This is a genomic window from Pseudonocardia oceani (assembly GCF_019263585.2).
Classification (GTDB): domain Bacteria; phylum Actinomycetota; class Actinomycetes; order Mycobacteriales; family Pseudonocardiaceae; genus Pseudonocardia; species Pseudonocardia oceani.
Genome location: NZ_JADQDF010000001.1, coordinates 4,343,316 through 4,362,567 on the forward strand (window position 1 = coordinate 4,343,316; position 19,252 = coordinate 4,362,567).

Annotated in this window: 16 protein-coding genes, 2 tRNA genes and 2 riboswitches; of the genes, 5 read left to right on the top strand and 13 right to left on the bottom strand. The window is 71.3% G+C overall.

The window, feature by feature from the left end:
• The first annotated feature begins 254 nt into the window (after positions 1-254).
• Together I4I82_RS21820 and I4I82_RS21825 are read left to right on the top strand one after the other, a co-directional pair.
• Positions 255-1,250: an LLM class flavin-dependent oxidoreductase gene (locus tag I4I82_RS21820; RefSeq protein ID WP_218590350.1), complete on the top strand. Its 996-nt coding sequence runs from the start codon at positions 255-257 to the stop codon at positions 1,248-1,250.
• A 28-nt stretch (positions 1,251-1,278) separates the two neighbouring features.
• Positions 1,279-1,593, top strand: coding sequence for a RedY/HapK family protein (locus I4I82_RS21825; RefSeq protein WP_218590351.1), 315 nt, complete (start codon positions 1,279-1,281; stop codon positions 1,591-1,593).
• Between the two features lie 98 nt (positions 1,594-1,691).
• Here I4I82_RS21825 and I4I82_RS21830 read toward each other — a convergent pair whose 3' ends face one another.
• The 5 genes from I4I82_RS21830 to gcvP are packed head-to-tail and all read right to left on the bottom strand — an operon-like array spanning position 1,692 to position 8,771.
• A complete protein-coding gene (locus I4I82_RS21830; protein ID WP_218590352.1) occupies positions 1,692-3,074 on the bottom strand; it encodes an L-serine ammonia-lyase in 1,383 nt (460 codons plus the stop codon).
• Positions 3,075-3,078: 4 nt separating this feature from the next.
• On the bottom strand, positions 3,079-4,380 hold the full coding sequence (gene glyA, locus I4I82_RS21835) for a serine hydroxymethyltransferase (RefSeq protein ID WP_218590353.1): 1,302 nt from the start codon (positions 4,378-4,380) through the stop codon (positions 3,079-3,081).
• Positions 4,377-4,775: a glycine cleavage system protein GcvH gene (gene gcvH, locus I4I82_RS21840; protein WP_218590354.1), complete on the bottom strand. Its 399-nt coding sequence runs from the start codon at positions 4,773-4,775 to the stop codon at positions 4,377-4,379. The genes glyA and gcvH overlap by 4 nt, the downstream gene beginning before the upstream one ends.
• 31 nt (positions 4,776-4,806) lie before the next feature.
• A complete protein-coding gene (gene gcvT, locus I4I82_RS21845) occupies positions 4,807-5,919 on the bottom strand; it encodes a glycine cleavage system aminomethyltransferase GcvT (RefSeq protein ID WP_218590355.1) in 1,113 nt (370 codons plus the stop codon).
• A complete protein-coding gene (gene gcvP, locus I4I82_RS21850; protein WP_218590356.1) occupies positions 5,916-8,771 on the bottom strand; it encodes an aminomethyl-transferring glycine dehydrogenase in 2,856 nt (951 codons plus the stop codon). Before gcvP ends, gcvT begins: the two co-directional genes overlap by 4 nt.
• Before the next feature lie 48 nt (positions 8,772-8,819).
• A riboswitch (glycine riboswitch) is annotated at positions 8,820-8,919 on the bottom strand.
• Positions 8,920-9,008: riboswitch (glycine riboswitch) on the bottom strand.
• 416 nt (positions 9,009-9,424) lie between these two features.
• Here gcvP and lipA point away from each other — a divergent pair.
• Positions 9,425-10,468: a lipoyl synthase gene (lipA, locus tag I4I82_RS21855; RefSeq protein WP_218595974.1), complete on the top strand. Its 1,044-nt coding sequence runs from the start codon at positions 9,425-9,427 to the stop codon at positions 10,466-10,468.
• 104 nt (positions 10,469-10,572) lie between these two features.
• Positions 10,573-11,931, top strand: coding sequence for a dipeptidase (locus tag I4I82_RS21860; RefSeq protein WP_218593945.1), 1,359 nt, complete (start codon positions 10,573-10,575; stop codon positions 11,929-11,931).
• A gap of 374 nt (positions 11,932-12,305) precedes the next feature.
• Here the strand turns inward: I4I82_RS21860 and I4I82_RS21865 are convergent, their stop codons facing one another.
• From I4I82_RS21865 to orn, 5 genes are all read right to left on the bottom strand, one after another.
• A complete protein-coding gene (locus I4I82_RS21865) occupies positions 12,306-12,941 on the bottom strand; it encodes a tyrosine-type recombinase/integrase (RefSeq protein ID WP_225922057.1) in 636 nt (211 codons plus the stop codon).
• Entirely contained in the window at positions 12,938-13,495 is a 558-nt protein-coding gene (locus I4I82_RS21870; protein ID WP_225920645.1) for a site-specific integrase, read from the bottom strand. Before I4I82_RS21870 ends, I4I82_RS21865 begins: the two co-directional genes overlap by 4 nt.
• A gap of 143 nt (positions 13,496-13,638) precedes the next feature.
• Positions 13,639-13,711 (bottom strand) — tRNA-Lys (locus I4I82_RS21875).
• Positions 13,712-13,790: 79 nt separating this feature from the next.
• Positions 13,791-13,866 (bottom strand) — tRNA-His (locus I4I82_RS21880).
• Positions 13,867-13,902: 36 nt separating this feature from the next.
• Positions 13,903-14,526 carry an oligoribonuclease gene (gene orn, locus I4I82_RS21885; protein ID WP_218593943.1) on the bottom strand — a complete coding sequence of 208 codons (624 nt, stop codon included), beginning with the start codon at positions 14,524-14,526 and terminating at the stop codon, positions 13,903-13,905.
• A 105-nt stretch (positions 14,527-14,631) separates the two neighbouring features.
• Here orn and I4I82_RS21890 point away from each other — a divergent pair, with 105 nt between their 5' ends.
• Entirely contained in the window at positions 14,632-16,179 is a 1,548-nt protein-coding gene (locus I4I82_RS21890; RefSeq protein ID WP_218593942.1) for a helicase HerA-like domain-containing protein, read from the top strand.
• Positions 16,180-16,187: 8 nt separating this feature from the next.
• On the opposite strand, the gene I4I82_RS21895 is transcribed toward I4I82_RS21890, so the two are convergent.
• Genes I4I82_RS21895 through I4I82_RS21905 form a run of 3 tightly spaced genes read right to left on the bottom strand, consistent with a single transcriptional unit; the run spans position 16,188 to position 19,242 of the window.
• Positions 16,188-17,258 (bottom strand): glycosyltransferase, encoded by a 1,071-nt coding sequence (locus I4I82_RS21895; RefSeq protein ID WP_218595975.1) that lies wholly within the window; start codon positions 17,256-17,258, stop codon positions 16,188-16,190.
• Complete coding sequence (locus I4I82_RS21900) at positions 17,243-18,757, bottom strand: PH domain-containing protein (RefSeq protein ID WP_218594222.1); 1,515 nt, start codon at positions 18,755-18,757, stop codon at positions 17,243-17,245. Before I4I82_RS21900 ends, I4I82_RS21895 begins: the two co-directional genes overlap by 16 nt.
• A complete protein-coding gene (locus tag I4I82_RS21905; RefSeq protein ID WP_218594223.1) occupies positions 18,754-19,242 on the bottom strand; it encodes a PH domain-containing protein in 489 nt (162 codons plus the stop codon). Before I4I82_RS21905 ends, I4I82_RS21900 begins: the two co-directional genes overlap by 4 nt.
• Positions 19,243-19,252 lie beyond the last annotated feature (10 nt).

The following is a 19,252-nucleotide window of genomic DNA, read 5'->3' on the forward strand; positions in this document are numbered from 1 at the left end:
CGCGAACCAGGATCCTTCTGTGCTCACCGCCAGAAGATTCGCCGGAATTCGTGCACAACCTCCGATCGGCGGGGGTCGGGGATGGTCCGGGCCTGCTTCGACATCCTGCACAACTGCCGGTCACAACTCGGCGAATCCGCCTAGGCCGCCGCCGCGCGGTCGCTCTACCGTCGGCTCCACCGACTCCGACGACGTCACCTGGGAGATACCGTGATCGAGTCCCGTCCTGCACCATCCACCCGACAGGTTCGGTCGTGACCGACCCGAGCGCGGGCTCGCCCGTCGGCCTCGTGCTCGGCAGTCACATGCCCCCGGGCGACATCGTCGCGATGGCCAGGACCGCGGAGGAGCTGGGTTTCGGGGAGCTGTGGTTCTCCGAGGACTGCTTCTTCTCCGGCGGGTTCTCCGGCGCCGCCGCTGCGCTCGCTGCGACCAGCCGGCTGCCCCTCGGTCTCGGCATCGTCTCGGCGCACGCCCGACACCCGGCGATCCTCGCAATGGAGCTCGCCACCCTCGACGTCCTGTTCCCCGGCCGCATCTACGGGGGGATCGGGCACGGTGTCCCGGCGTGGCTCGACCAGATGGGCCTCAGGCCCGCGAAGGCGCTGGCGGCGCTGCGACAGTGCGTGGGCGCCGTGCGCAGGTTGTGTGACGGCGAGGAGGTCACCGAGGACGGTCACTTCCGGTTCGATGCCGTCGCGCTCGCGCATCCCACCGCGACCCGGGTGCCGCTCTACACCGGCGTGGTCAACGAGAAGGGTCTGCGGCTGTCGGGTGAGATCGCCGACGGCACGGTGCTGTCGACCTTGTCCAGCACGCAGTACGTGCGGTGGGCGCGGACACACGTCGAAGCCGGTGCGCGGAAGGCAGCGCGCACCGAGCCGCACCGACTCGTGACCTACGCGTTGTTCTCCGTCGACCACGACGGCGCGGTCGCCAGGCGCGCGGTGCGCGAGTCCGTCGCCTTCTACCTCGCCGCCATGCCCGACAACGCGCTGTCGAGCACGTACGGCATCCAGGAGGAGCTGATGGCGCTGCTCGCGGAGGTCGGCCCGGCCGGGCTGGCCGACGCGATGCCGGAGAGCTGGGTGTCCGACCTCGCGGTGGCCGGCGACCCGGACGAGTGCGCCGAGAAGCTCCGCGCGCTGCTCGACGCCGGCTCCGACTCCATCGGCCTCTGGCTGTTCCCCGCGTCCGAGGCCGAGCGCATCGCCACGCTGGCCGCGCGAGAGGTGCTTCCCCGGCTCTGAGCCGACCATCCCCACCCGAGGAGGATCTGTGACCCACCGCGTCTACTTCCTGAACCGACTGCTCCCCGGAGTCGACCCCGCCGACTACGAGGAGTGGATCCGCCGGACCGACTACCCGATCGCACGAGCCAGTCCGGCCATCCTGAGCTACGACGTGACGCGCATCGACGGCACGCTCGACGGGACGGGTACCCCGTCGATCGCCTACCTCGAGGTCATCGAGGTGACCGACATCGAGGAGTACCGCGCCGTGGGCAGCACGCCGGAGTTCGTGGCGCTGCTGGCCGAATGGGCGACCTTCGTCGAGCTGGCCGAAGCCCTGCACGGTCCGGTTGTGGGGTGAATCGACGAGGCCGGCGGCGCTCGGCGTGACGGACTCGGCAACCGAGGATCAGGGCGCTGTGTGCACCTTCGCCGCGTGGCCGGGTCCGGCCTGTGAGCTCAGCACTCGACGACGTTCACGGGGATGGTGAGCGCCAGCCCGCCCCGGGACGTCTCCTTGTACTTGTCGCTCATGTCGCGGCCGGTCTCGCGCATCGTGGTGATGACCTGGTCGAGCGAGACCCGGTGGCTGCCGTCGCCTCGCAGTGCCATGCGGGCGGCGTTGACCGCCTTGCCCGCCGAGATCGCGTTGCGCTCGATGCAGGGGATCTGCACGAGTCCGCCGATGGGGTCGCAGGTGAGGCCGAGACTGTGTTCCATCGCGATCTCGGCGGCGTTCTCCACCTGCTCGGGGGTGCCGCCTAGGACCTCGGCGAGCCCCGCGGCCGCCATCGACGATGCCGAGCCCACCTCGCCCTGACAGCCGACCTCCGCCCCGGAGATCGACGCCAGCTCCTTGTACAGCGATCCGACGGCACCCGCGGTGAGCAGGAAGCGGACGGCTACCTCGTCGGGGTCGCACGCGCCGAACGGGGTGTAGTGCGTCGCGTAGTGCAGCACGGCCGGGACGATGCCGGCGGCGCCGTTGGTCGGTGCGGTGACGATCCGTCCGCCTGCGGCGTTCTCCTCGTTCACCGCCAACGCGACGAGGTTGACCCAGTCCAGCGCGTGTCCGTGGTCGCGGTCGGGGTCTTCGGTCCGCAGCCGCTCGTGCCACGCGCGGGCCCGCCGTCGCACCCGGAGTCCGCCGGGGAGCTCGCCGGCGATCTCGGTGCCGCGCGCCACGCAGTCCCACATGACGTCGCGGATCTCGAGCAGTTTCCTGCGCACCTCGACCACGGGGCGGAAGCCGGCCTCGAAGGAGAGCATCACCGCGCTCATCGAGGTGCTGGACTCGGAGCAACGCCGCAGCAGCTCCGCACTCGTCCCGAAAGGTGCGACTGTGCCTTTCTGGTCCGCGCCGTCACCGGTCTCGCCGCGCGTGATGACGAACCCGCCGCCCACCGAGAAGTAGGTCCGCTCGCGCAGGGTCACCCCGTCCGCGCTCCGCGCTGCGAAGGTCATGCCGTTCGGATGCTCAGGCAGGACGGTGCGGGGACGCAGGACGATGTCCTCGACCCGCTGCGGCACCTCCTGGGACCCGCCGAGCCGGATGCACCCGCCGACGGCGATCTCCGCGGTGCGGCCTCGAACGTCGTCGGCAGTGACCAGCTCCGGGTGGTGCCCCTCCAGCCCGAGCAGCACGGCCGGCAGTGTGCCGTGTCCTGCACCGGTGGCCGCGAGCGAACCGTAGAGCGTCACGTCGAGCGCCGAGACCGTCCCGAGCAGGCCGTCCACGCGCAGCTCGTCGGCGAAGCGGGCACCGGCCCGCATGGGCCCGACGGTGTGCGAGCTCGACGGCCCGATGCCGATGGAGAACAGGTCGAACACGCTGACCGTCACGAGATCAGCCCAGCCCGGCGTAGAGGGGATGCCTCCGGGCCAGTGCCCGCACCTCGTCGCGCAGCGCGACGATCGCGGGGTCGTGCGGGGGCAGGTCGGCGGGCTGCGTCAGTGCCCGGGCGATCACGTCCGCCACGTCGGTGAACGACGCGGTGCCGAAGCCTCGGGTGGCCAGCGCCGCTGTGCCGATCCGCAGGCCGGAGGTCACCATCGGCGGACGCGTGTCGAACGGCACCGCGTTGCGGTTGACCGTGATGTCGACGGCGGCGAGGCGGTCCTCCGCCTGCTTGCCGTCCATGCCGTGCGCACCGAGGTCGACGAGCACCAGGTGCACGTCGGTGCCGCCGCTGACGACGCCGATCCCCGCTGCGGCGACGTCGGGACCGGTCAACCGGTCGGCGAGGATGCGGGCACCGTCGAGGGTCCTCTGCTGGCGCTCGGTGAACCCGGGCTGTGCCGCCATCTTGAACGCCGCGGCCTTCGCCGCGATCACGTGCTCCAGCGGTCCGCCCTGCTGTCCGGGGAACACCGCCGAGTTGATCTTCTTGGCGAGGGACGGGTCGTTCGTCAGGATGATGCCGCCGCGCGGGCCGCCCAGGGTCTTGTGCGTGGTCGAGGTCGTGACGTGCGCGTGCGGCACGGGGGAGGGGTGCAGCCCCGCGGCGACGAGACCGGCGAAGTGCGCCATGTCGACCATCAGGTACGCGCCGACCTCGTCGGCGATCTGGCGGAACCGCGCGAAGTCCAGGTGCCGCGGGTAGGCCGACCAGCCCGCGATGATCAGCTTCGGCTGGTGCTCCTTGGCCACCCGGGCAACCTCGTCCATGTCGACGCGGTGGTCGTCCGGCGAGACCTCGTAGGTGGCCACGTCGTACAGCAGACCGGAGAAGTTGAGCCGCATCCCGTGCGTCAGGTGTCCGCCGTGGGCCAGCGAGAGCCCGAGGATGGTGTCGCGCGGCCGGATCAGCGCCTGCATCGCCGCGGCGTTCGCCTGCGCCCCCGAGTGCGGCTGCACGTTGGCGAACTCGGCGCCGAACAGTGCCCTGATCCGCTCGATGGCGAGAGACTCGATCTCGTCGACGAACTCGCAACCGCCGTAGTACCGGCGGCCCGGGTAGCCCTCGGCGTACTTGTTGGTCAGGACCGAGCCCTGGGCCTGCATGACGGCGAGCGGCGCGTGGTTCTCCGATGCGATCATCTCCAGCCCGTCCTGCTGACGGGCGAGCTCCCGGCCGATCAGCTCGTGGACCTCGGGGTCGAACGCGGCGAGCGGCTGGTCGAGAAGATCCTCGGACACGTCGGTCATCCCTCGTTCGCGGCGCGGTAGCCGGAGGCGTCGAGGACCTCGCCCAGCGCCGCGATCTCGATGGTGAACAGCCAGCCCTCGCCGTACGGGTCCTCGCCCACGAGGGCGGGGTCGTCCCCGAGCGCCTCGTTGATCGAGACGACGGTGCCGCTCGCCGGGCTGACCAGTTCGGAGACCGACTTGGTCGACTCGATCTCGCCGCACACCTCACCCGCGGTCAGATCGGTGCCGACCGCAGGCAGGTCGACGAACACGATCTCGCCGAGGGCCTCGGTCGCCACGGCGGACAGTCCGACGCGGACCCCGCCCCCGGACGGGGACGAGCCCGGAGCGACGTCGATCCACTCGTGATCGGTGGTGTAGCTCAGGTCATCGGGAATGTGGACAGCGGTCATCGGAGGTCCTCTCGGGACGGTGCACGGCGGGTCAAGCGCGCTGGTAGAAGGGCAGGGCAGCGACGGCGTAGGGCTGGCTGCGGCCGCGGACGTCGACGAGGAGCTCCGTGCCGGGCTCCGCGAGCGCGCGGTCGACGAAGGCCAGCGCGATCGGCATCCCCAGGGTGGGCGACAGGACCCCCGAGCTGACCACCCCGACGACCGCATCGTCGGGTCCGAGGACGGTGGCTCCCGCGCGTCCCGCCCGGCGGCCGGTACCCCTGAGACCGACGAGTACTCGCGGGGTCTCCTCGGAGGCCAGGACAGCGAGAGCGTCGTGACCGACGAACTGCTTGTCGAGGGCGACGACGCGGCGCAGTCCGGCGGCGAACGGATTCGTCCCGGCGGTCAGCTCGTGGCCGTAGAGGGCCATGCCGGCCTCCATGCGGAGGGTGTCGCGACACGCGAGGCCGGTGGGGCGGAGGTCGAACGGCTCACCGCTGTCGAGCAGGGCGCTCCACAGCGCGGGCGCCTGTGCGTTCGGCACGTAGAGCTCGAATCCGTCCTCGCCGGTGTAGCCGGTCCGCGCCAGCAGCACGTCGATCCCGGCGACGGTCGCCTGTGCCGATGCGTAGTAGCGCAGCCCGTCGAGGAGCGTCGCGACGCCGGGCTCTGCGTTGCGCAGCACGTCGGGTGAGCGCGGGCCCTGCACGGCGATCAGCGCGGTGGCTGCGGAGCGGTCGGTGACCGCTACGTCGAAGCCCTCGGCGCGGCGGATCAGCTCGTCCGCGTCCTGCGCCGCGTTGGACGCGTTGACGACGACGAGGAACCTGTCGTCGGCAAGGCGGTAGACGACGAGGTCGTCGAGCACGCCGCCGTCGGGCGCGCACAGCAGCGAGTACTTCGCACGCCCCACCTCGACCTTCGACAGGGCTCCGGCCAGCGCGTGGTCGAGTGCATCGGCGGCCTGGGGCCCGGCGTACTCGATCTCACCCATGTGCGACAGGTCGAACAGGCCGGCGGAGCGCCGCACCGAGTGGTGCTCGGCCAGCTCGCTGTCGTAGCGGACCGGCATGCGCCAGCCCGCGAAGTCGGTGAACGTCGCGCCCAGGCGCTCGTGCTCGGCGTCGAGCGGGGTGCGGACGAGCTCCTGGATCGACGTCATGACAGCTCCTGGAGGGTCGCGTCCGGGGTGGCGAAGGCTTCGGGCGGGGGGCAGGAGCAGACGAGGTTGCGGTCACCGTGAGCGCCGTCGATGCGGCCGACGGGCGGCCAGTACTTCGTCCGGCGCAGCTCCGGGACCGGGAACGCCGCCTGCTCGCGCGAGTAGGGCCGGGTCCACCGGTCGGCGAGCAGCACATCGGCGGTGTGCGGGGCGTTGCGCAGCGGGCTGTCCTCGAGTGTCCACGTGCCGTCGCTGACGCGGTCGATCTCGGCGCGGATCGTGATCATCGCGTGGACGAAGCGGTCGATCTCGGCGAGCGACTCGGACTCCGTCGGCTCGACCATGAGCGTCCCCGCGACGGGGAACGACAGGGTCGGGGCGTGGAAGCCGTAGTCGATCAGGCGCTTCGCGACGTCCTCGGCGGTGACGCCGGTCTGCCGGGTGATCGCGCGCAGATCGAGGATGCACTCGTGCGCGACCAGTCCGCCGGGACCCGTGTAGAGCACGGGATAGTGCTCGTGGAGGCGGCGGGCGAGGTAGTTCGCGGCGAGGACCGCCGAGGTGGTCGCCCTGGTCAGGCCGTCCGGGCCCATCATCGCGATGTACGCATAGGTGATCGGCAGGATGCCGGCGGACCCGAACGCGGCGGCGGAGACCGGCGCGCCCTTCGACTCCAGCGGGTCGCCCGGCAGGAACGGCGCCAGATGCGAGCGGACCGCGACAGGGCCGACGCCGGGACCACCTCCGCCGTGCGGGATGCAGAACGTCTTGTGCAGGTTGAGGTGCGACACGTCGCCGCCGAACTCGCCCGGCCTGGCCAGCCCGACCAGCGCGTTGAGGTTGGCGCCGTCGATGTACACCTGGCCGCCCGCCTCATGGACGAGGTCGCACACGGTGCGCACGTCAGACTCGTAGACCCCGTGCGTGGACGGGTAGGTCAGCATGATCGCCGCAGTTCGGTCGCCGTTGGCGTCGAGCCTGGCGCGCAGGTCGTCGAGCTCGATGCTGCCGTCGGCTGCGGTGGCCACGACGACGACGCTCATCCCCGCCAGTACGGCCGACGCCGCATTGGTGCCGTGCGCGGACGACGGGATGACGCAGACCGTGCGCTGGATGTCGCCACGGCTGCGGTGGTAGTCGCGGATGGCGAGCAGGCCGGCGAGCTCGCCCTGAGATCCGGCGTTGGGCTGCAACGACACCGAGTCGTAGCCGGTGATCTCGGCGAGCCAGTTCTCGAGCGTCTCGGTGAGCTCGGCGTATCCGCGGGTCTGGTCCGCGGGTGCGAACGGGTGCAGGGAGGCGAAGCCCGGCGTCCTGATTGGCTCCATCTCCGCCGTCGCGTTCAGCTTCATGGTGCAGGAGCCGAGCGGGATCATCGTGCGGTCGAGCGCGAGGTCGCGGTCGGACAGCGACCGCACGTAGCGCAGCATCGACGTCTCGGAGCGGTGAGCCGAGAAGACCGGGTGCGACAAATAGGGTCCGGTGCGTCGCAGGCCGGCGGGCAGGGCGCTCGACGGCGGCCCGGCCACCGGGGTCGCGCCGAAGGCGGCGAGCACCCGGGCGACGATCGGGGCGGTGGTGACCTCGTCACACGCGGCGGCGACGTGGTCGGGGTCGACGCGCCGCAGGTTGATGCCGTCCCCGGCGGCCGCTTCGACGACCGCGTCGGCCCGCCCGGGTACCCGCGCGAGGACCGTGTCGAAGAACGCGCTGTGCACGACCTCGATGCCCGACGCCCGCAGGCCTGCAGCGAGACCGGCCGCGTGCGCGTGAACACGCTCGGCGATCTGCCGCAGCCCCGCGGGGCCGTGATGGACCGCGTACATCGCCGCGACGTTGGCGAGCAGCGCCTGCGCCGTGCAGATGTTGCTGGTCGCCTTCTCCCGCCGGATGTGCTGCTCACGGGTCTGCAGCGCCAGGCGGTAGCCGGGACGGCCGGTGGCGTCGCGCGACACACCCACCAGCCGGCCGGGCAGCAGGCGCTCGAGCCCACTGCGGACGGACATGTACGCCGCGTGCGGGCCACCGAAGAACAGCGGCACGCCGAAGCGTTGGCTCGAGCCGACCGCGATGTCCGCGCCCAGCTGCCCGGGCGGTGCGAGCAGAGCGAGCGACAACAGGTCGGCCGCCACGGTCACGAGTGCGCCCCGGGCCCGCGCCGCCGAGATGATCGGGCGGAGGTCGCGCACCGTTCCCGAGGCGCCGGGCGCCTGCAGCACGATCCCGAGCACGTCGCCCTCGTCGAGCGCCGCGACGGCCCCCGGCGCCGAGAGGTCGACGACGTCGATCGGGAGGCCCAGTGGCTCGGCCCTGCGGTGCAGCACGGCCAGCGTCTGGGGGAGGCACTCGGAGTCGAGGACGACGCGCGCGCCCGCCGGAGCTGCCTTGTTCGCCCGGGCCATGAGCAGCACCGCCTCGACGACGGCGGTGGCCTCGTCGAGCAGCGACGCCCCCGCCACCGGGAGGTCCGTGAGGTCCTCGACCATCGTCTGAAAGGTCAGCAGCGCCTCCAGTCGGCCCTGCGAGATCTCCGGCTGGTACGGCGTGTACGCCGTGTACCAGGCCGGTGACTCCAGCATGTTGCGACGCAGGACAGGTGGTGTGATCGTGTCGTGGTAGCCCAGACCGATCATCTGCACCATCGTCCGGTTGCGCCCAGCGATGTCCTCGAGCGCGGTGAGTGCGTCCTGCTCGCTCAGCGCGGCAGGTAGGTTCAGCGGCTCCGCCGCCCGGATCCCCTGCGGCACGGCGGCCTCGATGAGCGACGTGAGATCAGGATGGCCGACGATCTCGAGCATCTTCTGCTCGTCGTCGTGGTCGGGACCGATGTGCCGGTCGGCGAAGATCGTCATGCGCTCGCTCCGAGGTCGGGGGGACAGATGACACCTGTGGTGACACCGTCTCCCCGCTCTGTCTTCAGACCTGAGAGATTCCGCGGATCGCTCCGCTTGCCCCGTCGGTGGCTCTCCGGAGGACCGGAGAAGCGCTTTCCAGAGTTGCCTCGCCCCAGCGGTACGGCGGCCTGAGAGATTTCCGGGGAGGATTGCTCCTACGGCTCTGGAATGAACCAGATCTCCCGCTGGGATTCGAGCGGCGTATGGAGTTGTGGACGCGAACTATACGCACATCCCCGACGACCGTGGCAAGTGTCAATCTCCGAGTGATCGCTCCCCCTCGCGCATCACCGCAGCTCACAGGGGTTGCGGAAGGCCGGCGCGGCACCGGTTCCGCAGCGCCCGTGGCCCGCCACCTCGTGACAGGCCGTAGGTGACGCCATTGGCCACCGCACGCTGAGTGCTACGGTGAGCGCGCTCGTGAGGCATCCTGCGGCTCGAATTCGACCGTTCAGGACGGACCCGATCCGGGACAAGTCCCAATTCCTGGTGTCTGGCACCGGGATCCGGCACCGCGCTGCGGACATCTTCCTGCGCGCGATCGTCAGCCATTCCGGTCGCCGCACCGATGTTCTCCGAGATACGTGCCCACCCGCCGCCAGGAGAGTGTCATGACGATCGCACCCGAGGGTCGGAAGCTGCTCCGTCTCGAGGTCCGCAACAGCGAGACCCCCATCGAGCGCAAGCCCGCGTGGATCAGGACCAAGGCGAAGACCGGACCCCAGTACACCGAGCTCAAGGCGCTGGTGCGCTCCGGTGGCCTGCACACCGTGTGCGAGGAGGCCGGCTGCCCCAACATCTACGAGTGCTGGGAGGACCGCGAGGCCACCTTCCTCATCGGCGGCGAGCAGTGCACCCGGCGCTGCGACTTCTGCCAGATCGACACCGGCCGCCCCGCCGAGCTGGACCGCGACGAGCCCCGCCGCGTCGCCGAGTCCGTGGCCCAGATGGGGCTGCGCTACTCCACCGTCACCGGCGTGGCCCGCGACGACCAGCCCGACGGCGGCGCCTGGCTCTACGCCGAGACCGTCCGGCTCATCCACCAGCTCAACCCCGGCACCGGGGTGGAGCTGCTGATCCCGGACTTCAACTCCATCGACGCCCAGCTCGACGAGGTCTTCGCCGCCCGCCCCGAGGTCCTGGCCCACAACCTCGAGACCGTCCCGCGGATCTTCAAGCGGATCCGCCCCGCGTTCCGCTACGACCGTTCCCTCGAGGTCATCACCAAGGCCCGTGCGGCCGGGCTGGTCACCAAGTCCAACCTCATCCTGGGCATGGGCGAGACCCCCGAGGAGGTCGTGTCCGCGCTGCGCGACCTGCACGAGGCCGGCTGCGAGATCATCACCATCACCCAGTACCTGCGGCCCTCCGCCCGGCACCACCCGGTGGAGCGCTGGGTCAAGCCCGAGGAGTTCGTCGAGCACTCCGAGGCCGCCAAGGAGATGGGCTTCGCCGGGGTCATGGCCGGCCCGCTCGTGCGCTCGTCCTACCGCGCCGGGCGCCTCTACGCCCAGACCGTCACCGCCCGCGGCGCGGTCCTTCCTCTGGCCCTGGCTCACCTCGCCGCCGAAGGTGCGGGAACTCAGGAGGCTCGGACGCTGCTCGCCGCGACCGTCGGAGTTCACGACGTCCCCCGGCGCCTCGGCAACACGTGAACATGGTCGACGAGTCACTGCCGATCGGTAGATCTCACGAATGGACCGGCAACATCGTAGGAGATGCCAGTACGTGCCGCCTCTCGACGGGTTAGCCTGACGAAATGTCAAGTCGGGAAGCACTCCTGCGCGCCGTTCGAGGCGAACTGGATCGAGCTCTCGTCGACCTCGAGCAACTCATCCGCATCCCGAGCGTCTGGTCCGATCCGGCACATCGTCTCGACACGCACACAAGCGCTGATGCAGTGGCCGCGATGGCTCGAGACGCCGGCGCGAGGACTGTTCAGATCATCCAGGCTTCCGGCGGCGCGCCATCGGTTCTCGCTCAATGGCCTGCACCTGCCGGGCAGCCGACAATTCTTCTGTACGCACATCACGACGTGCAGCCGGCGGGCAGTCACCGGATCTGGACCAGTCCACCGTTCGAGCCGACGATCCGTGATGGGCGACTGTACGGCCGGGGGGCGGCGGACGACAAAGCTGGCATCATGACGCATCTCAGCGTACTGCGCGCCTACTCGGGAAAGCCGCCGATCGGGGTGACTCTTTTCGTCGAAGGCGAAGAAGAGTCAGGATCTCCCACCCTTCGGGACCTGATGATCTCCCATCAATCATTGTTCACCGCCGACGCTGCAGTGGTTGCCGACGGATCGAATCCCGCGACCGATACTCCGGCGCTGACGACTTCTCTTCGAGGTCTCGTCAACTGCGTCGTCGAGATCGAGGTACTTGATCAGGCGGTTCACTCGGGAATGGCTGGCGGAGTGGCGCCCGACGCGCTGACCGCTCTCTGCAGGATGCTCGGCAGCTTGCATGACGACCGAGGCAGGGTCGCAGTTCGGGGATTGCTAGTTGACTGTGTTGGCACCGACCCCCGTTCTGCAGATGCGGACACCGAACACGACTTCCGATCGAACTACGGCGTGCTCGATGGAGTCGAACTGATCGGGTGCGGCTCGATCAACGACCGCCTGTGGTACGGGCCCGCAGCGACTGTCCTGGGTATCGATGCTCCATCGGTCGATGAGGCCGCAAATGTACTCGTTCCCCGTGCCCGTGCTCTGGTGAGCTTGCGGACAGCTCCTGGCCGAGACTCCCATAGTGCCTATCGTGAGCTTTCCGAACATCTGCAGGCCAATGCCCCATGGGGCGCGCGCGTGCGGACTGACCCGCGCTCGATCGGATCGCCTTCGATCATACGGCCCTCCGGGACTACGTATGACATCGCTCGCAACGCCTTGAGTGAGGCTTTCGGCTCTGTTGTCCATGAGGTGGGGATGGGCGGGTCAATTCCGTTTGTAGCCGAGTTTTCAAGCATGTTTCCCGCCGCCCCTCTACTGATCACTGGCGTTGGCGATCCCGCAAGCCGGTGGCACGGAATCGACGAGAGTCTCGATATGAAAATGTTTACACGCGGCATCTTGGCAGAAGCCCTACTCTTGAACGACCTCGCACAGGAGTGATGTGGCGCACCCGGAGACGGGAGCGGGGATAGTCAGCAAAGCCTCCAATAAAGGAGAACACCTTCATCTCGAGTTCGTGCCAAGTGCGCGTCGTCGAAGTCGCGGTCGCTGACTGGTTCGGCCGACCCCTGGTAGAAGGCCTGCCTGGAGCCGCCGGGCACCCGGCAGGCCACTGCAACAGGAAAGGCCTGGGCACGATGCTGATCCTTCAGTGCGGACTGCGTCCTCACAGGGCTGGGGTCAACTGAACCTGGGTAGTCCCGCCGCTGACGGACGGTCTGCGGGACGCCGGTCGGTCCCGTGTGCTGTGGAACTCGGCGATTCTCAATCGAGTCGTAATCCGTGCGAATGCTGCAACAACGCCTGCCCTGCAATCAACGGATCGCGGCGTCCAGCAGTATCGCTGCATGCGGGTGCAGCTCGCCCCTGCTGACGTAGGCGTCCTTCAGGAACTTGGCCTGGCCCATGAGGTCCGCCTTCGCGCGGTCGGTGAGGGTCATCTCGTCGTCGAGGATCGTGGCGTAGGTGCGGCGCCAGGCGTGTGGCGTCATCCAGTCCAGGTCGACCTGCGCTCGCACGGTCCGCACGGTGCGACGCAGCGTGGAGGGCCACCGGTAGGTCGGTCGACCGTCGCGGCCAGCGGAGGCGAAGACCGGGTGGTCGAGCGGTTCGTCTCCGCATCGGCGCAGTCGTAGGCGGTCGGCTACGAACTCCGGGAGCGGCACGATGCGCAGCGCCATCGAGGTCTTGCCGCCGTGCACAGCGAGGCCTTTGCCCTTCACCGGGTAGACGTTCTGGCGAACGGCCACGACCGGCACGAGGCGCATGGCGTTCTCGTTGACGACGGCGATGCCCTCCAGGTTCACGTCCCGCCACCGGACCGCGCACAGCTCGCCGATGCGCAAGCCGGTGCCGATGGCGAAGCGGATCAGGTCGGGGAGGTCGGCGGCGACCGAGACCGGGTCGGTGTCGACGTAGGTGAAGAGCCGGCGCCGTTCCTCCGGGGTCAGCCCGCGCGGCGAAGCGCCTGGTGGCCCTTGGCCGACTCGATGCGCTCCAGGTTGCGCACTGGGTTCGTCGCGATCGCTTGGTGCAGCACGGCTTGCTGAAGGACGCCGGAGACGACGCTGCGGACCGTGCGCCGGGTCGCCGCGGCGTAGTGCGGCTTGTCGACGATCGTGCCGTCCTCCTGGACGACGGAGAGGCGGGCGCGTTCGAGCCGCGAGAAGAAGGCGTCGATGTTGGCGACGTCGCACTCGACCAGGCGCAGCTCGCCGAGCTGGGGGAGGACGAGCTTGTTCAACCAGGGCGTGTAGAGGTCATACGTGGAGTCGGCCCGCCGTTCCCGGATCTTCAGCATCCAGATGTCGGCCGCGTCGCGGAACCGGGAGTAGGGCCGGAGCGCTTCGACCCGCTGACCGTGGCGCTGGCGTAGCTCGTCCTGAAGGGCGCGTTGCGCCGCTGCGCGGGAGGTGCCGCGCTTCTCGATCTGCCGGGTCACGCCGTCGAGGTCCCGGACGCGGCAGCGGGCCGCCCAGCCCTTGCCCTTGCGGGTGAGGTGCACGATCCCATGATGACCGAGCGCGAGAGGTGGACGAGCCATCGGGCATCAGCTCCAGGAAGGGTTAGCGGTGAGTTTCCGCTGACTTCGATCTTCCTGAAGGTGTAGCAGGCCAGAGCGACAAAGCTCTGGCCTGCTACTTCGTGTGCGCCGTCAGGGACTTGAACCCCGAACCCGCTGGTTAAGAGCCAGCTGCTCTGCCAATTGAGCTAACGGCGCCTGCCTCGCGCCCTACCGCCCGGCGCCGGAGAACCTTAACAAGTCCGATCCGGTGTCCGTGCGGCGGGGTCCCGCGGCATGGGGTGAGTGACGGGACTTGAACCCGCGGCCCCCTGGACCACAACCAGGTGCTCTACCAGCTGAGCTACACCCACCATGCGTTCCCGACCGCGGCCGGCAACTCGTCCACCCTACCGCGGCGCCGCAGGCGCCTGACCACGGGGGGCGAGGGCGGCCGCGACGGCCTGGGCCTCCTCGGTGGTCGGGCCGGGCTGGGGCACGAAGAGGGTGCCGCGGTAGTAGGCGAGCTCGCGGATCGACTCCTCGATGTCGGCCAGGGCGCGGTGCGCGAGGCCCTTCTCCGGCTTCGCGTAGAACACCCGCGGGAACCAGCGGCGGCACAGCTCCTTCACCGAGCTGACGTCGACGAGGCGGTAGTGCAGGTGGGCGTCGAGCTCGGGCATGTCGCGGGCGAGGAAGCCGCGGTCGGTGCCGATGGAGTTGCCGGCCAGCGGGGCGGTGCGGACGTCGGGCACGTGCTCGCGGACGTAGGCCAGCACCTGCTCCTCGGCCTCGCGCAGCGTCACGGTGGAGCGCCGCACCTCCTCGGTCAGGCCCGAGCGCGCGTGCATGTCGCGGACGACGTCGGGCATCCCGGTGAGGGCCGACTCGTCGGCGTGGATGACGACGTCCACGCCGTCCCCGAGCACGTTGAGCTCACCATCGGTGACCAGGCAGGCGATCTCGATCAGCGCGTCGCGCTGCAGGTCGAGCCCGGTCATCTCGCAGTCGATCCACACCAGACGGTCGTTCACCCCGCCACCCTAGGTGACGTGCGGCGACGGGGCAGGACGCCGCGCGGCGCGTCGCCGGGCGTCACCCGGGCGCCGCTGTCGGAGGGCACCGCTAGGGTTCGCCGCGTGGGGAATGACACCGCATCACAGGAGATCGCGTCCGGCTACGCCACCGAGGGGTCGGCGCTGGAGCTGGGGGCGGTCGTCGTCGACGGCGTCGTCGACCCGACGGCGCGCGTGCGCATCCCTTTCGCCACGCTCAACCGGCACGGCCTCGTCGCGGGCGCCACCGGCACCGGCAAGACCAAGACCCTGCAGGGTCTGGCCGAGCAGCTGTCGAACGCGGGCGTCCCGGTGCTGCTGGCCGACGTCAAGGGCGACCTGTCGGGGATGTCGCGGCCCGGCGAGCCCGGCCCGAAGATCGACTCGCGGGCGCACGACACCGGCGACGACTGGACGCCCACCGCGTACCCCGTCGAGTTCCTCAGCCTGGGCGGGTCGAGCTCCGCGGTGCCGATCCGGGCCACGATCACGCAGTTCGGGCCGATCCTGCTGAGCAAGGTGCTCGACCTCAACGACACCCAGGAGTCGACGCTCGGCCTGATCTTCCACTGGGCCGACAAGCGGGGCCTGCCGCTGCTCGACACGAAGGACCTCCGCGCGGTCATCCAGCACCTCACCTCCGACGAGGGCAGGGCCGACCTCAAGGGCATCGGCGGTGTCTCCTCCGCCACGGCCGGGGTGATCCTGCGGGCGCTGGTCAACCTCGAGGCCCAGGGCGGGGAGGACTTCTTCGGCGAGCCCGAGTTCGAGCCGTCCGACCTGATCCGCCTGATCGACGGTCCCGACGGTCCCCGCGGCGTCGTCACGCTGCTCGAGCTCGCCGACCAGGCCGCCAACCCGCGCCTGTTCTCGACGTTCCTCATGTGGCTGCTCGCCGAGCTGTACGAGGAGCTGCCCGAGGCGGGCGACCTCGACAAGCCCAAGCTCGTCTTCTTCTTCGACGAGGCGCACCTGCTGTTCAACGACGCGTCGAAGGCGTTCCTGGAGCGCATCGAGCAGACCGTGAAGCTCATCCGGTCCAAGGGTGTCGGCGTGTTCTTCTGCACACAGCTGCCCACCGACGTGCCCAACGCGGTGCTCAGCCAGCTCGGCGCCCGCATCCAGCACGCCCTGCGCGCCTTCACCCCGGAGGACCAGACGGCGCTGAGCAAGACGGTGCGCACCTACCCGAAGACCGAGCACTACGACATGGAGAAGGCGCTCACGTCGCTGGGCACCGGCGAGGCGATCGTCACGGTGCTGTCGGAGCGGGGCGCCCCGACGCCGGTCGCGTGGTCGCGGGTGCGCGCGCCCCGCTCGCTCATGGCGGCGATCGGTGAGGACGCCGTCACGGCGGCCGCCAAGGGCTCGCCGCTGTTCGGCAAGTACGGCACGACGGTCGACCGCGAGTCGGCCTACGAGAAGCTGACGGCGCGGATCGCCGAGACCCCGCCGCCGCCCGCCCCGGCCGGCGACGCCCCCGCGCCGCGCGCCCGCGAGGAGCGCCCCGAGCCCGGGTTCGTCGAGAAGGCGTTCTCCTCGCCCGTGGTCAGGTCGTTCCTGCGCTCGGCGGCCAGCGCGCTGGGCCGGGAGATCACCCGCGGGATGTTCGGGACGCGCCGCAGGCGCTGAGCGCCGGGTCAGCCCGGCAGCAGCGCCTCGACCTCGTCGGCCGCCGCGCCCGCCCCGTCGCGCGAGCGGACCCGCGCCCCGACAGCGGCCGCCGCCGACCGGTGCGGGCCGTCGCCGAGCAGCGCGCTGATGGCCGCCGCGATCGCGTCGGGCGCGCTGTCCGGCGGCAGCGCCCGGCCGGCCCCGGCCCCTTCCACGGCCGCCCCGACCATCGGGTGCACGAGGTCGGGGTGCCCGGGCAGGACGAGCACCGGCAGGTCGTTGGCCAGCGCGCGCAGCGTGGTGTCGTGCCCGCCGTGACCGACCAGCAGGTGGGCGCGGGCGAGGACGTCGGCGTGGTCGAGGCGGCGGTACAGGGTGACGGTGTCGGGGGACCGCAGCGACTCCCCGTCGCCCCCGTCGCCGATGCCGACGACCGCCTGCCCGCCCCACGCGCCGAGGCCGTCGAGCACGCGCTGCAGCAGCTCCTGCTTGCCCGGGTAGGCGCGCGCGCCGAGCGCGACGGCGACCAGCGGGTCGGGCTCGCGGGCCGGGGGCCGCAGCCGCCCGACGACCGCGCCGGTGTGCACCGCCCCGTCGGGCAGCGGGCCGTCGAGGTCGGGGTCGGTGGCCACCAGCACCCGCGCGGCGCGCGCCCACAGCGTCGCGGGCCGCAGCCGGCGCAGTCGTGTGGCGAACCCGACCGGGCCGCGGGCCCAGCGCCCGGCGAGGTAGCGGTGCAGCGTCGGCATCAGCACGGCGGTCGGCAGGCCGGAGCGCTCCGCCTCGCGCAGGGCGGTGAGGCGGTCGGCGTCGACGAGCACGACGTCGGGGCGGCGGCGCACGAGCTCGGCGCGGACGTCGAGACCGGCCCTCGGGTCCATCGCCAGCGCGACCCGCGCGGCCAGGAACCGGTTGGCGGGCACCGTGCCCGTCAGCTGCGCGGCGTGCGCGTAGGCGGCGAACCCGAGGCCGGCGCCGTGGGCGTCGGCGTAGCGGTCGGCGTGGTCGAGCACGCGCACGTCGTGGCCGCGGCGCAGCAGCTCGGTGCCGATGCCGAGCGCGGCCGGACCGCTGCCGATGATCAGGATGCGGGCCATCGTGCGTCCTCCGGGCGGGGGAGCAGGAACGGGGTGAGGAGCCGGGGCACGGCGGCGTCGGCGAGGGCGACGCCGTCGGCCGCGGCCACATCGAGCACGGTGTAGCCGCCCTGGCCCGCGGCCGTCACGGCCTCCACGGTGACGACACCGGCGCGGCGCTGGAACAGGCTCTGGCGCACCGTCCAGCCGATCACGCCCTCGCGCTGCAGCGCGACGGTGCCGCGGACCAGCGACCCCTGACGCGTGACGAGGTGGCGGGCGGTGAGCTCGTGGCCGAGCTGGCGGTAGCGGTCCAGGCCCAGCACCACGGCCGCGGGGAGCAGCAGCAGCGACAGCGGCCCGGCCCAGCCGGGGCCGAACGCGAACAGGCCCGCGCACACCGCCGCGGCCGGCACCAGCGTGCGGGTGAGCCGGCGGGTGCGGGCGGCCGGGGGATGGCGGCGCAGGAGCGCCCCGGTGATCTCCGCGGGGTGCTCGCGCAGGGCGGCGGCCGCCACCCGGTGCGCCTCGGCGCGCGGTGCGGGCGGCATCAGCGCACCGCCCTGCGCGTCGCCGGACAGCCCCGTCGACAGCGCCCGGCACTGCGCCCCGCGCCCGGCCCGCAGCAGGATCGGCTCGACGACCTCCGCGCCCCGCAGCCGCTGCTCGGCCACCGACAGCGACCGCCGCGTCAGCAGCCCCCGCTTCACGCGCAGCGTGCCGTCGGGCTCGCGGGTGAGCCGGTAGTCGTACCAGCGCTCGGCGTAGAGCAGCAGTGCGCCGACCACGGCCAGCGCCAGCAGTACCGCCACCACGACGAGCACGCCCGCCCAGATCGGGGCGCTCGCGAAGCGGTCGGCGGCGTCGTCGACCGCGCCGATGTCGCGCGGGTCGACACCCAGGTCGTCGACCAGGTTGAACAGGGTGGCGCCGATCGCGCCGATGCCCGCGATCGAGGAGAACGTCAGCGGGGCGAAGCGCAGCCACGACCAGTCGAGCCGGGCGAGCAGCTCGCCCGGCGGCGCCGACTCCTGCGGGGCGACGGGGCCGGAGCGGTCGAGCAGCTCGCGGCGCAGGAGGTCGGCCTCGTCCTTGCTGACGGCGTCGAGGCTCAGCCCGGCGGCCTCCAGCGGCGAACCCGACGCCGCCGCGACCTGCACCACCGACAGCCCGAAGACGCGGTGCAGCAGCCGGGCGGTGAGGTCGACGGTGCGGATCCGGTCGCGCGGCACCGAGCGGCGCTGGCGGCGCAGCCAGCCGGTGTGCAGCTCCACGCGCTCGGGCGTGATCCGGTAGCGGGTGGTGCGCCAGCGCACGACCCCGGCCAGCACCACGAGCCCGGCGGCCACAAGCGCGATCCACACGCGGACGGGGTCGCCGGTGCCGCCCGTGACCAGCAGGATCACGACGAGCGGCAGCAGCCGTCCGAGGCTGCCCAGGGGGCCGACGACGAGCATCCGTACGTCGAGCCGGCGCCACGGGGTGGTGACGACCCCGGTCGCGTGGTCGGTGTCCGTCACGTCGCATCACCGGGCGTCGCCTGCGTCGTCTCGGTGAGGGTGCGGGCGAGCTCGGCGGCGTCGCGGGCGTCCAGGCCGGCGATCTTCACCGCGCCGCGGGCCGAGGCCGTCGTCACGGTGACCGTGGCGAGCTTGAGCAGCTGCTGCAGCGGCCCGTGCTGCGTGTCGACCGTCTGCACCCGCGAGATCGGCGCGATCCGCCACTCCCGCACGAGCCACCCCGACAGCGTGTAGACGGCCTCGTCGGTGATCTCCCAGCGGTGGATGCGGAACAGGATCCGCGGCACGACGAGCAGGTAGGCGAGCACGAGGACCGCGGTGACCGCGAGCGTGACGCCCCATGCCGCGGCGCCCGTCGTCAGCAGGAGGACGACCTGCGGGGCGGCCAGCACCACGAGCCACGGCAGGGTCCGCAGCTGCCACCAGCGCACGGCCCGCGGGTTCACCTGGTGCGCCGGAGGTCGCAGCGGCGGGTCGACGGTCATGGGTCGAGTC